Raw genomic sequence first — 12,150 nt, 5'->3', positions numbered from 1 at the left:
ATTCCCTTGCACTTCCTTGGCGGCCTCTTGCCCCGAAACCCCCTGAGGGCCGTTGGGATTGGGCCACTATGGCGGGCGTTACGCCCTATCCCAATGCAAGGGACCACCCAGATGAAACTGACCGACATATCGCTGAACTGGCTGCTTCCGGGCGCCGTGCTCCTCCTGGGCATGCTGGCGGCGATAGCGGTTCTCGCGCGCGGCAAGCGCTCCTCGGTCAAGGACACGAGCGCGGACGATTCCTGGGAGCGCAGCGAGGAACGCCGCAGACGCAAGGAGGCCCTTTACGGCACCGTCTCCTACGTCCTCCTCTTCTGCTGCGCGGCCGTCGCCGCCGCACTCTCCTTCCACGGCCTGGTCGGCTTCGGCGAGCAGAACCTCGGCCTCAGCGGCGGCTGGCAGTACCTCGTCCCGTTCGGCCTGGACGGCGCGGCGATGTTCTGCTCCGTGCTCGCGGTGCGCGAGGCCAGCCACGGTGACGCGGCGCTCGGCTCCCGGATACTGGTCTGGACGTTCGCCCTCGCCGCCGCCTGGTTCAACTGGGTGCACGCGCCCAGGGGCATCGGCCACGACGGCGCCCCCCACTTCTTCGCCGGCATGTCGCTGTCCGCGGCGGTGCTCTTCGACCGCGCGCTGAAGCAGACCCGCCGCGCCGCCCTGCGGGAGCAGGGCCTGGTGCCGCGCCCGCTGCCGCAGATCCGTATCGTCCGCTGGCTGCGGGCCCCCCGGGAGACGTACAGCGCCTGGTCGCTGATGCTCCTGGAGGGCGTGCGCAGCCTCGACGAGGCGGTCGACGAGGTGCGCGACGACAAGCGCAAGAAGGACGAGGCCCGGCAGCGGCGCCGCGACCAGCAGCGCGTGGAGCGAGCCCAGTTGAAGGCGATCAGCCGCGGTCACCGCGGCCACTTCGGCCGCGGTGGCGGCCGGCAGCTCGAGGTGCAGGTGGAGCGCGGCTCCTCGCAGGTCACCGCGGAGCCTGCCATATCCGCGCCGGAGCCGCTGCCCGTCCGCTCGCGTCCCTCCCTGCAGCCCGCTCGCAAAGGAGCTGACCCGGTGACCGTCGACCTCACCGCAGAGGACGACACCATGGCACTGCCGCGTCTCGACTCCCTGGAGCGCAAGCTCAAGGATTTGGAGCAGCAGTTCGGCTAGTCCGGCCGAACAGCCGGGAAGGGGGCGTGGCCTGCGGGCCGCGCCCCCTTCCCGTTCACGCCGCCTCGGCCTCCAGCTCGAACCAGACGGCCTTGCCCACTCCGTGCGGCCTGACGCCCCAGGAGTCCGCGAGGGACTGAACGAGGAACAGGCCCCTGCCGTTCGTACCGTCGTCGGCGATCGGTACGCGCAGCCGGGGTCTGCGGGCCACGAAGTCCCTTACCTCCACCCGCAGTCCACGCGGTCCGACCGTGGCCGTCAGGAGCGCGTCGCGATCGGTGTGGACGATCGCGTTGGTGACGAGTTCGCTGGTGAGCAGTTCCGCTACGTCCGATCGCCCGGTCCTCCCCCACTGCCCGAGCAGCTCCCGCAGGGCCCTGCGGGCTTCCGGCACGGCCCGCAGGTCCGCCCGCCCGAGTCTGCGCCTCAGCTGAGGCACGGGCACCTGCTCCGTGTCGTCGTCGGTCTTGTCGTCCGCCGTCTTCGCCGAGAAGGCCCCGATCGTTATGGGACCGCCTCCTCGTGCCTGCCTCTCCATGACCCCCGCCCGCGCGCCGATGTCGGTTCCCCTCCTGCCTCGAACACGTTCACGGGGATCCATGCCCGATCGGACACGCGGCAGTCATGTCGAGTCGTCAACGACCGGGTGTTCGGCCAATCGGACGGGACCGGCGGGCCGGGCTGCGGGCCGCTGAGCGGTACGGCGGATGCGGAGAGGGGGACAAGAGGGTAGCCGGTACATGTCCTCGTGCGGATCGTGACCGCAGGAGATCGGCCGAAGTACCGAGGGCCGGCTGCCGATCCTTGCGTACGCGACGAAGGAGCGGGGCAGCCGGCCCCCGTGCGCGGCGGTCCGGTGAAGTTGGCCGAAGTACGACGGTCTTCCCCGGGCCCTTGACCGGAACAGGGCCGTCCTCCCCACCCCCGTGGCGGGAGGACGGCCCTGGTTCTCTCCGGTGGTCGCGCGGTCAGTACAGCTTCTTGACGGCGGTGGTCGTCGTCTTCTTGAAGGCGGCCACGGGGGCGTCGCCGAAGTCGCCCATCTGCCCCCACTCCACGACGGTGACGGTCCTGCCGTCCTGTCCGACGGACAGCAGTGCGATGTCCGTGGCCCCCCAGGAGGTCTCGGTGTGCAGTCCGCGGACGCGGGCGCCCTCCTCGACCGGCAGCGAGCCGTAGTCCCGGCCCTCGGCCTCGATGTCGGGGGAGGACTCCTCGATGCGGTCCGCGCAGGTGCGGATCAGGTCGTCGTAGTGCTTCGCCAGGGCCTTGGCCTGGGCGGCTGAGCCCGTCACGACGGTCAACTGCACGGCGCTGGTGTCCAGGTCGGTCCGGAACTCCCGGTGCCGGTAGTCGTAGTCGAGCACACCCTCCGTACTCACGCAGAAGCCGAGTCCCTCCGGGAACCCCTCGGTGACCGGCCCGGCGGTCCAGGACGAGGTCGGGTGCGGCGGCAGCTGGGACGCCGACAGGAACTTGGGCGCGGCGGCCTTCGGCGCGGCGCCGGCGGCCGGTGCCGTGAGGACCGTGCCCGCCGCGAGGGCGGCGACGGTGAGTGCGGTGAGAGCGCTCGTTCGGATGCGCATGGACATGGGTGTTCCCCCGTGGATGAGTGCGTGGACGTGGATGCCGCGGCGAGGCCGGCTGGTCGGCCCGGGCCTGGTCGGTGCGACACCAAGAGCATCAGCGGTCACAGCGGCCGGGCGCAACAGCCCGCTGCCGATCGGCCGGGGTGGAACCATCCCAGCCCGTCTGACGTGCAGGTACAAGGGTGCCTGGGATGCCGTCCCGGGCCGGGTCGGACCTTACGAGGGCGGGGGAACCGTGTCGGCACAGGACGACGTGGACGACGTCGGTGAGTTCGCGGCGCTGCTGAGGGCGCTGAAGGAGCGCACGGACCGCAGTTACGGTGCGCTGGCCCGCCGTCTGGCCATGAACACCTCGACCCTGCACCGCTATTGCGCGGGCGAGGCGGTCCCTGTCGACTTCGCCCCCGTGGAGCGTTTCGCCGCGCTCTGCGGGGCGACCCCGGAGGAACGCCTGGAGCTCCACCGCCGCTGGCTCCTGGCGGTGGCGGCACGCCGGCGGCCTCGTACGGCGAGTGCGGCGGAGGAGACGACACCTGCCGGGGAGGAAGCGGGCGACCCGGACCCGTCCCCGCTCCCCCGCCACCCCTGGTACCGCCGCAGGCGCGTCGCGATCGGGCTGGCCGCCGCCTGTGCGGTGCTCGCGACGCTCGGGAGTCTGTCGGCGCTGCCGGACGGACGGCGCTCCGCCGCCGACCGTGCCCGTACGGCCGGACCCGCCGCGTCCGGCACGACGGAAGCCAAGGCACCGGACCGAAGCAGCACCTCGCCCACCCCGAGCGGCACCCCCGCCTCCGAGCGGCCTTCCGCATCCGCCACCCCGAAGAGGAAGAAGAGATCTTCCCCCGCCCCCTCCGCCCGGACCACCACCACCCCGCCGCGCAGCGGGAAGAAGCCCGCCCTGCCTCTCACCTGGTCCGTCAACTCCCAGGCCTGGAAGCTCGGCTGCGGTCACGACTACGTCATCGCCAAGCCGCCGCGGCAGGTGCCCCCGCCCCCGGCCCCGCAGGACGCCGGGACCTGGGCGGCGACGCAGGGCGCGGTGCACGGCGGCGAGACGCTCGTGGAACTGTCGGTGCAGGGGCGGACCGACACGGCCGTCGTGCTGAACGCGCTGCGCGTGCGCGTGGTGGGGCGCACGGCCCCCGCCCCGGGCAACGCCTACGCCATGGACCAGGGCTGCGGCGGTGCGGTCACCCCGCGCTCCTTCGACGTGGACCTGGACAAGGACCGCCCCATCGCCCACGCGGTCGCCGGGAGCGACACCGGCGTGCCGATCCCGGCGGTGCGCATGCCGTACCGCGTCTCGGCCGAGGACCCCGAGGTGCTGCTGGTCACCGCGCGGACCGTGACGTGCGACTGCCGCTGGTACCTGGAGCTGGACTGGTCCTCCCAGGGCCGCAAGGGCACGGTCCGTATCGACGACGCCGGTCGGCCGTTCCGCACCAGCGGCATCAAGGGCCTGCCCCGGTACATGTACGACACCTCGGCACGCCAGTGGGGGCCTTACAGCTGACCGCGCTCAAGGCCGGGGCACGTTGCGCAGGTTGGAGCGGGCCATCTGGAGCATCCGGCCGACCCCGCCGTCCAGCACCATCTTGGAGGCGGACAGGGCGAAGCCGGTCACCATCTCGGCCTTGATCTTCGGTGGGATGGACAGCGCGTTGGGGTCGGTGACGACGTCGACGAGGGCCGGGCCCTTGTGCTTGAAGGCGTCCTTGAGGGCGCCGGCGAGTTCCTTGGGCTTCTCGACCCGTACGCCGTACGCGCCGCAGGCCCGGGCGACGGCGGCGAAGTCGGGGTTCTTGTTGGCGGTGCCGTAGGACGGCAGCCCGGCGACCAGCATCTCCAACTCGACCATGCCGAGGGAGGAGTTGTTGAACAGGACGACCTTGACCGGGAGGTCGTACTGCACCAGCGTCAGGAAGTCGCCCATCAGCATGGAGAACCCGCCGTCGCCGGACATCGACACGACCTGCCGCTTGCGGTCGGTGAACTGCGCGCCGATCGCCATGGGCAGCGCGTTGGCCATCGAGCCGTGGGAGAAGGAGCCGATCACGCGGCGGCGGCCGTTGGGCGTGATGTAGCGGGCGGCCCAGACGTTGCACATGCCGGTGTCGACGGTGAACACGGCGTCGTCGGAGGCCACTTCGTCCAGTACGGACGCGACGTACTCGGGGTGGATCGGCGTGTGCTTCTCCACCTTGCGGGTGTACGCCTTCACCACCCCCTCCAGCGCGTCCGCGTGCTTCTTCAGCATCCGGTCGAGGAAGCGGCGGTTCTTCTTCTCCCGCACCCGCGGGATCAGACAGCGCAGTGTCTCCCGTACGTCGCCCCACACGGCGAGGTCCAGCTTCGAGCGACGGCCGAGGTGTTCGGGCCGGACGTCGACCTGGGCGATCTTTACGTCGTCGGGGAGGAAGGCGTTGTAGGGGAAGTCGGTGCCGAGCAGGATCAGCAGGTCGCACTCGTGGGTGGCCTCGTAGGCGGCGCCGTAGCCGAGGAGCCCGCTCATGCCCACGTCGTACGGGTTGTCGTACTGGATCCATTCCTTGCCGCGCAGCGCGTGCCCCACCGGGGACTTGACCTTCCCGGCGAACTCCATGACCTCGGCGTGCGCGCCCTGGGTGCCGCTGCCGCAGAACAGGGTGACCTTGCCGGCCTCGTCGATCATCTTCACGAGCCGGTCGATCTCCTCGTCGCCCGGGCGGACCGTCGGCCGGGAGGTGACGAGGGCGGTCTCGGCGGCCTTCTCCGGGGCGGGCTCGTCGGCGATGTCGCCGGGCAGGGAGACGACGCTGACGCCGCTGCGGCCGACGGCGTTCTGGATGGCGGTCTGGAGCAGCCGGGGCATCTGCTTCGGGCTGGAGATCAGCTCGCTGTAGTGGCTGCACTCGGCGAACAGCCGGTCGGGGTGGGTCTCCTGGAAGAAGTTGAGGCCGATCTCGCTGGAGGGGATGTGGGAGGCGAGGGCGAGGACGGGCGCCATGGAGCGGTGGGCGTCGTACAGACCGTTGATGAGGTGGAGGTTGCCGGGCCCGCAGGAGCCGGCACAGGCGCCGAGCCTGCCCGTGATCTGGGCTTCGGCGCCTGCGGCGAAGGCGGCGGTCTCCTCGTGCCGGACATGGATCCAGTCGATGGCGGAGTTGCGGCGGACGGCGTCGACCACCGGGTTCAGGCTGTCGCCGACGACCCCGTAGAGACGTTTGACTCCGGCACGGGTCAGGATGTCGACGAACTGTTCCGCGACGTTCTGTTTGGCCATGGCTCTCGTCTGCCCCTTCGGTCTCCTGGGAGTCCCTCCGGGTTCCATCAAGTCACAGGGTGCGCGCTCACGCCTCCCAAACGGCGGCGGCCGTACGGTCGTCCGCGTAGCCCTTGACCCGCACCTGGGAGTCCGCGAGGAAGGCGGCGAGGCCGGGCGGGTCGGGGCGGGACCACCGCTCGGCGAGGTAGTCGCCCAGTTCGGGTTCGCCGCGCAGCGGGTCGGCGAGGCCGCCGCTGCACAGCAGGAGCGTGTCACCCGGGCGGGCGATGGACGTACGGAAGCGGAAGGGTTCGCGGGGTGGCTCCGGGGCCGGTTCGTAAGGGCTGGGCGGGGTCGGAATCCCCAGGTCCATGGTGAACCGATCTCCCTCGGGTGTCTCGGAGGGCGGCGACCCGAAGCCCATCACGGGCTCCCCCTTGATCTCGGCGACCTGCGGTTCGATGTCCTGCCATTCACCGTCCCGCAGCCGGAACAGCCCGCCGGGCCCGACGCCGAAGAAGACGCGCGTACGGCACTCCGGATCGGCCGACAGCAGAAGGCAGCGCAGGCCGGCGGCGTACTCCTCCGGGTCGACGCCCTGTTCGGAGGCGCTGGCGCGGAGCTTGCCGAGACTGCGGTCGGTGAGGCGGTGCAGTCCGGACTTGAGGTCGCCCCGACGGCCGTCCCTTATGTCCGCCACGAGCCGGGCATGACTGCGCCCGACGGCCCGCCCGATCCAGTGACAGGCCTCGGCGGCGGCCCGGTGCGCCCCCGGCGTGGCACGGGCCCCGGTCGCCATCGCCACCAGCAGCAGCGCCTGCTCGCCCGTGCCGAAGCGCGCGGTGAGCAACGAGTCGCGGCGCGGCTCCCCTCGATACCGCGCGGAGTCCCCCCGCAGGGACACGGCCCGCAACGTGCAGGCCCCGTACCGGGCCCCGTCGAGCACGGTGTCCGCGACCAGGTCATCGAGATCATCGGGGTCGGCCGCCGGAAGCGCGACGGGCTCGGCGTCGTAGGTGGGCGGCCGGGACCCCACGTATCCACGGGGCCGGGGGGAGTACGCGGGCCGCTCGATCCGGGGGGCGGGTCGGTCGGACGGGGGGTCGGCGGGAGGGGGCGGTGGGAGCGGTGGATCGGCTGGGCGAGGCGGAGCGAGCGCCGGGTCGGCGGCTCGGGGCGGGGTGTCCGGTGTGGCGGGGCGGAATTCCGGGCTGGGCCAGGAGGGTGGGGTGGTGGGGAGGGGTGGAGGGGCCGGGGGTGGGACCTGGGGGGTCCGCGAGCTGGGGCCCGTCGTCGCGGGGGGCTCCGGCGGGGCCTCCGAGGCCGGTGAGGTCGCGTCGGCCGTGGGGGGCCGATCCGGTACCTGCCCGGACCGCCCCGGCGGCTTCGCGGCGGTCGGGAAGGTCACCGGGTCCGTGAGCCGGGACGACGGCGGCTCCCAGGGCGCGCGGCGCGGCGTGTCCGTGACCTCGGCGGCGCCTGCCCGGGGCGCCGGGACGACCGGCTCGGAGGCGGGCCGCTCGTCCGCCGGGTCCCCTACCGCCCCCGCCGCCGAGGCGAAGCGGTCGTCCAGGGAATCCGGGGCGGGTGTGGGGCCCGTGTCGTCGGTGGAGTCGTCGTACAAGTGCCTCCACCAGTCGTCGTCATGACCGGTGGGCCTTCCCCCCTGCTGACTCATGCCCCTGATTGTCCACCGCACGGCCGGGATGAAAACGGGGCTTCCGGAAAAACCGGCCCGTCACGGCACGGTGAAACGGCGGCTCGAGTGATCCCTAGAACGGCCATGCGATATGGGCAGACGACGGGTCCCGGGCGGCTGACCTGCGGGTCCTGACCACGGCAACGCTTCTGACCTGCGACTTCTCACGGATTCCGGCAGGCTGGTCAGATGGGAGTGTGGGACCTCCTGCTGGTCGGGCTGGTCATCCTGCTCGGTCTGTGCGGAGTGCTGCTGCCCGCGGTGCCCGGGTCGTTGCTGGTGTGGGCCGCGGTCATGTGGTGGGCGCTGAAGGATCCCCAGCCCGTCGCGTGGTGGACCCTGGTGGGTGCCACGGTCCTGATGTTCGTCTCCCAGGGCGTGCGCTGGGCCCTGCCGCCCCGGCGGCTCCGGGCGAGCGGCACCAACCGCCGCATGCTGGCCTGGGCCGGAGCCGGATCCATTCTCGGCTTCGTCCTGCTCCCCGTGCTCGGTGCCATCCCCGGATTCCTGGCCGGTATCTACCTCTGCGAACGCCGCCGCCTCGGCCGCCATGGCGACGCGGTCGCCGCCCTGCGCACGGTGATGCGCTCGGGCGGCTCCAGCATCCTGGCCGAACTGTTCACCTGCCAGCTGATCGCGGCGGCCTGGATCGGCGCGGTCTTCTGGGGCTGAGAACGCCCATGGGCCCTGTGGTCGAAGGCCTAGAGCACACCCTCGTGCGTGAGCAGCCGTACCTTGCGATCCAGGCCGCCCGCGTAGCCGGTCAGTGTGCCGTCGGCGCCGATCACCCGATGGCACGGCCGGACCACCAGCAGCGGATTGGCGCCGATCGCCCCGCCGACGGCCCGTACGGCCGCCCTGGGCGCTCCGATCCGCGCGGCGATCTCGCCGTAGGTCACGGTCGAGCCGTAGGGGATGTCGTCGAGCGCGGCCCAGACCTTCTCCCGGAAGGCCGTGCCGTCGGTGCGCCACGGCAGCCGGAACTCCTTCAGTTCCCCGGCGAAGTAGGCGGCGAGCTGCTCCTCGGCCGCACGGAAGGGCCCCGGGTCCTGCCGCCAGTCGTCCAGCACCACGCGTCCGCCCTTCTGCCCGGGCACGGACAGCGAGGTCAGCTCGCCGGTCGGTGCGGCGGTGAGGAGCAGCGGACCGAGAGGGCCCTCCGCGGTCGTCCAGTACGTCGTGGTCATCACAACTCCCACTCCCCTGCTGCACGCAGGTGGTTCAAGGCGTACGAGCGCCAGGGGCGCCAGCTGTCGGGGACGTCGAGGCCGGGCGGGGCCACGTCCGGGTCGCCGAGGGCGCGGGTGCGGATCTCGGCGATGGTGCGGGCGTCCAGGCCGGGCACGGCGCGCAGGGCGTCCTGCGCGTCGTCCCGGTCGGCGCCCGGGTCGAGGCGTACGGCGTGGTCGGCGAGGGCGGCGGTGAGCGCGCCGAGGGTGCCGCCGGGCTCGGCCCCGGCGAGGACGGCCGGCTCGGGGAAGAGGTGGGTGAGGCTGCCGCAGGGGGCGTCGAGCGCCTTGCCGTACCGCCGTACGAGCCGTTCCGCCTCGGTCCGGCCGGTCAGCGCGCGCACCGCGAGTTCCTCCGGGTCGGCGGTCCCCGGCGAGCGCAGCCCGGGCCGGGCGGCGACCAGGGGTGCGAGCCGCGGGTCGGCGGCGAGGCGCTCGTCGACGGCGTAGGGGTCGGCGTCGAGGTCGAACAGCCGCCGCAGCCGCTGGACGGCGGTGGTCAGGTCGCGGGGGTCGGTGAGGTGCAGCCGGGCGTCGAGCCAGCCGCCGGGGTGGGCGCCGAGCCCGGTCCGGGCGGTGCCGGGGCGCTCGTCGACGGCGACGATGCCGGTGCCGTACGGGAGCCGGAGCGTGCGCCGGTAGGTGCGCGCTCCGGGCGCGCCGCTCACGTCCTCGACGCCGGGTACGGCCTCGCGTTCCAGCAGGTCGAAGACGGGTCCGGCCTGGTAGGGGCCGCGGTGGGCGAGCCGCAGCGGGATGCCGGCGTTCGGGGTGGCCGTACGACGGTTCCGGCCGCCCTTCGGAACGGCGGCGGCGCGCAGCTGGCTCGGGGTGGAGGCGTAGACGGCCCGGATCGTGTCGTTGAATTGCCTGATGCTGGCGAAACCCGACGCGAATCCGATCTCGGTGACCGGCAGCCCGGTGGTCTGGAGCAGCACCCGCGCGGTGTGGGCGCGCTGGGCCCGGGCGAGCGCGACCGGCCCGGCCCCTAGCTCGGCGGTGAGCTGCCGCTGCACCTGCCGTGCGCTGTAGCCGAGGCGTGCGGCGAGACCGGCGACGCCCTCCCGGTCCACCACACCGTCGGTGATCAGCCGCATGGCCCGGCCCACGACGTCCGCGCGGACGTTCCACTCGGCGGAGCCGGGCACGGCGTCCGGCCGGCACCGCCGGCAGGCCCGGAAGCCCGAGCCCTGCGCGGCGGCGGCCGTGGCGAAGAACCGTACGTTGGCCCGCTTCGGGGTGACCGCGGGGCAGCTCGGCCGGCAGTAGATGCCGGTCGTCTCGACGGCGAAGAAGAACACGCCGTCGAAACGGGCGTCGCGGCTGCGTACGGCCTCGTACCTGGTGTCCTCGTCCGTTACCTGGTCTCTCACCCGTCCAGTCTCCGCTGTGGGCCGGCCTGCCGCTGGCGGAAATCGGACACGGCGCTCCGGGTGCCGACGGCCACCCGGCCCACCTCGGCTGAGAGACCGGACGGTCTCTAGGGGACGTAGAACTCGGTGTCGTAGTACCAGTCGTCGACACCGTTGAGCCGCAGCCGGCCGGCGACCACGAAGATCGACTCGTTGCCGACGTATTTGGTCGGCGCGAGGCATCCTCGGGTGAAGCCGGCGTTGAGCGTGTAGCCGGCGCAGTCCACGTTGCTGCCGAAGTTGCTGCTCACCGCACCACTGATCGACACCGCCACGCTCGCCGCGTTCTGCACGACCAGGACGGCCTGGCCGTACCTGCTGCCGTTGATGACGGCGCAGACCTTGAACTTGACGTTGTCGGAGACCTTGTGGGTCTTGTAGCCACCGCAGTGCCAGGTGGAGTTGGTGCTCACCGCCTGCCAGTTCTGCGCGGCGCCGGCCGGCGCGGCGGTGACCGCGAGGGCCCCCGCCACGGCCGCCGCCACACCCAGAGCTCTGAAACGCATATCGCCATCCCCCTCGATACGAACACCTGACCGCCCCTCGGGCGGCCGTTGATCATATCCGGCCGATGGCGGCGCGCCTACGAACGCCAGTGTGATCCGCGCTTGGCCTCCATCGCGGCCCGTCCGATCGCTCCCTTCCGCTTCCAGTCCTTCCGGATCTCCGCCCGGAGCCGGGCGTCCGTCTTGGCGACGATGCGCTGGTTCTCCCGCAGGAGCTTGCGGTAGCTGTCCAGTCGCCGCTCCGCCAGCTCACCGGTCTCGATGGCGGCCAGCACCGCGCAGCCCGGTTCGGCCTCGTGGGCGCAGTCGTGGAAGCGGCATCGCTCGGCCAGTTCCTCGATCTCGGAGAACACCTGCCCGACGCCGGTCTCGGCGTCCCAGAGTCCGACGCCCCGCAGTCCGGGGGTGTCGATCAGGACACCGCCGCCGGGCAGTGCGAGCAGGTTGCGGGTGGTCGTGGTGTGCCGGCCCTTGCCGTCGGCGTCCCGGGTGGCCTGGACGGTCATGACGTCCTCGCCGAGCAGCGCGTTGGCGAGGGTCGACTTGCCCGCGCCGGACTGCCCGAGCAGCACGGACGTACCACCGCCGACGATCGCCGCGAGCACGTCGAGCCCGTCCCCGTCGAGCGAGCTGACGGGCACCACCGGCACGCCGGGGGCGCTGGTCTCCACGTCCTGGACGAGATGGGAGAGGGTGACGGCGTCCGGCACGAGGTCGGCCTTGGACAGGACGACGACGGGCTGCGCCCCGGATTCCCAGGCGAGCGCGAGGAACCGTTCGATGCGGCCGAGGTCGAGCTCGACCGCGAGGGACACGGCGACGATGGCGTGGTCGACGTTGGCCGCGAGGATCTGCCCCTCGGACCGCTTGGAGGAGGTGGAGCGGACGAACGCGGTGCGGCGCGGCAGGTACGCGCGGACGTAGCGCGGGTTCCCGCCGGGTTCGACGGCGACCCAGTCGCCGGTGCAGACGACCCGCATCGGGTCGTGCGGCGTGACGAACGCGGTGTCGGCCCGCAGGATCCCGTCGGCGGTGACGACATCGCACTGGCCTCGGTCGACCCGGATCACGCGTCCGGGCAGCAGTCCTTCGGTGTCGTAGGGGGCGAACTCGGCCGCCCATGCCTCGTCCCAGCCGTAGGGAGCGAGCGCGGAGGAAACGGATGAAGCAGAGCTGGAGGTCAAGGGTGACCCTTTCCAAGGTCGGCCCCCGGCCCGACAGTCGGTCGGATCAGCCGGCGGCCATGGAGGTGGACTTGATGAACTGGATGCGGGCAGCGCTCATCGCAATGACAGCCATCGGTCAACACCTCCTCGTCC

11 protein-coding genes are annotated in these 12,150 nt (G+C 72.3%); 3 read left to right on the top strand and 8 right to left on the bottom strand.

The genetic code is table 11. The features are described 5' to 3' along the window. Positions 1 to 111: 111 nt before the first annotated feature. Positions 112 to 1,152, top strand: a complete 1,041-nt coding sequence (locus tag OHU35_RS33935; protein ID WP_189721404.1) for a DUF2637 domain-containing protein — start codon at positions 112 to 114, stop codon at positions 1,150 to 1,152. Between the two features lie 55 nt (positions 1,153 to 1,207). Here OHU35_RS33935 and OHU35_RS33930 read toward each other — a convergent pair whose 3' ends face one another. Further along, positions 1,208 to 1,690, bottom strand: a complete 483-nt coding sequence (locus OHU35_RS33930) for an ATP-binding protein (RefSeq protein WP_189721405.1) — start codon at positions 1,688 to 1,690, stop codon at positions 1,208 to 1,210. Positions 1,691 to 2,120: 430 nt separating this feature from the next. After that, the gene (locus tag OHU35_RS33925; protein ID WP_189721406.1) at positions 2,121 to 2,744 is read right to left on the bottom strand and encodes a hypothetical protein; all 624 of its coding nucleotides are present in this window, start codon (positions 2,742 to 2,744) and stop codon (positions 2,121 to 2,123) included. A 232-nt stretch (positions 2,745 to 2,976) separates the two neighbouring features. Between OHU35_RS33925 and OHU35_RS33920 the strand changes: the two genes are divergently transcribed. After that, complete coding sequence (locus OHU35_RS33920) at positions 2,977 to 4,254, top strand: helix-turn-helix transcriptional regulator (RefSeq protein WP_189721407.1); 1,278 nt, start codon at positions 2,977 to 2,979, stop codon at positions 4,252 to 4,254. A gap of 6 nt (positions 4,255 to 4,260) precedes the next feature. Here the strand turns inward: OHU35_RS33920 and OHU35_RS33915 are convergent, their stop codons facing one another. After that, positions 4,261 to 6,003 (bottom strand): pyruvate dehydrogenase, encoded by a 1,743-nt coding sequence (locus OHU35_RS33915; RefSeq protein ID WP_405508039.1) that lies wholly within the window; start codon positions 6,001 to 6,003, stop codon positions 4,261 to 4,263. Between the two features lie 67 nt (positions 6,004 to 6,070). After that, positions 6,071 to 7,663 carry a protein phosphatase 2C domain-containing protein gene (locus OHU35_RS33910; RefSeq protein WP_267943164.1) on the bottom strand — a complete coding sequence of 531 codons (1,593 nt, stop codon included), beginning with the start codon at positions 7,661 to 7,663 and terminating at the stop codon, positions 6,071 to 6,073. Between the two features lie 210 nt (positions 7,664 to 7,873). On the opposite strand from OHU35_RS33910, the gene OHU35_RS33905 reads away from it, so the two are divergent. After that, a complete protein-coding gene (locus tag OHU35_RS33905) occupies positions 7,874 to 8,356 on the top strand; it encodes a DUF456 domain-containing protein (protein ID WP_189721410.1) in 483 nt (160 codons plus the stop codon). Positions 8,357 to 8,385: 29 nt separating this feature from the next. Here OHU35_RS33905 and OHU35_RS33900 read toward each other — a convergent pair whose 3' ends face one another. The 4 genes from OHU35_RS33900 to rsgA form a co-directional block, all read right to left on the bottom strand. Beyond that, the gene (locus OHU35_RS33900; RefSeq protein ID WP_189721411.1) at positions 8,386 to 8,871 is read right to left on the bottom strand and encodes a methylated-DNA--[protein]-cysteine S-methyltransferase; all 486 of its coding nucleotides are present in this window, start codon (positions 8,869 to 8,871) and stop codon (positions 8,386 to 8,388) included. After that, positions 8,871 to 10,286 carry a DNA-3-methyladenine glycosylase 2 family protein gene (locus OHU35_RS33895; protein WP_405508038.1) on the bottom strand — a complete coding sequence of 472 codons (1,416 nt, stop codon included), beginning with the start codon at positions 10,284 to 10,286 and terminating at the stop codon, positions 8,871 to 8,873. The genes OHU35_RS33900 and OHU35_RS33895 overlap by 1 nt, the downstream gene beginning before the upstream one ends. Positions 10,287 to 10,393: 107 nt before the next feature. Further along, positions 10,394 to 10,831, bottom strand: a complete 438-nt coding sequence (locus tag OHU35_RS33890; protein WP_359888176.1) for a hypothetical protein — start codon at positions 10,829 to 10,831, stop codon at positions 10,394 to 10,396. A 77-nt stretch (positions 10,832 to 10,908) separates the two neighbouring features. Beyond that, complete coding sequence (rsgA, locus tag OHU35_RS33885; RefSeq protein WP_405508037.1) at positions 10,909 to 12,015, bottom strand: ribosome small subunit-dependent GTPase A; 1,107 nt, start codon at positions 12,013 to 12,015, stop codon at positions 10,909 to 10,911. Positions 12,016 to 12,150 lie beyond the last annotated feature (135 nt).

The organism is Streptomyces purpurascens, from assembly GCF_045040895.1.
Taxonomy (GTDB): Bacteria; Actinomycetota; Actinomycetes; order Streptomycetales; family Streptomycetaceae; genus Streptomyces; species Streptomyces purpurascens.
The sequence above is the reverse complement of the archived record's forward strand: the minus strand, read 5'-3'. Positions and strand labels throughout refer to the sequence as shown.

Excerpts from the sequence above, each read along its gene's own strand:
- OHU35_RS33935 (WP_189721404.1), top strand. The coding sequence starts at position 112 with ATGAAACTGACCGACATATCGCTGAACTGGCTGCTTCCGGGCGCCGTG.
- OHU35_RS33930 (WP_189721405.1), bottom strand. The coding sequence starts at position 1,690 with ATGGAGAGGCAGGCACGAGGAGGCGGTCCCATAACGATCGGGGCCTTC.
- OHU35_RS33925 (WP_189721406.1), bottom strand. The coding sequence starts at position 2,744 with ATGTCCATGCGCATCCGAACGAGCGCTCTCACCGCACTCACCGTCGCC.
- OHU35_RS33915 (WP_405508039.1), bottom strand. The coding sequence starts at position 6,003 with ATGGCCAAACAGAACGTCGCGGAACAGTTCGTCGACATCCTGACCCGT.
- OHU35_RS33910 (WP_267943164.1), bottom strand. The coding sequence starts at position 7,663 with ATGAGTCAGCAGGGGGGAAGGCCCACCGGTCATGACGACGACTGGTGG.
- OHU35_RS33905 (WP_189721410.1), top strand. The coding sequence starts at position 7,874 with ATGGGAGTGTGGGACCTCCTGCTGGTCGGGCTGGTCATCCTGCTCGGT.
- OHU35_RS33900 (WP_189721411.1), bottom strand. The coding sequence starts at position 8,871 with ATGACCACGACGTACTGGACGACCGCGGAGGGCCCTCTCGGTCCGCTG.
- OHU35_RS33890 (WP_359888176.1), bottom strand. The coding sequence starts at position 10,831 with ATGCGTTTCAGAGCTCTGGGTGTGGCGGCGGCCGTGGCGGGGGCCCTC.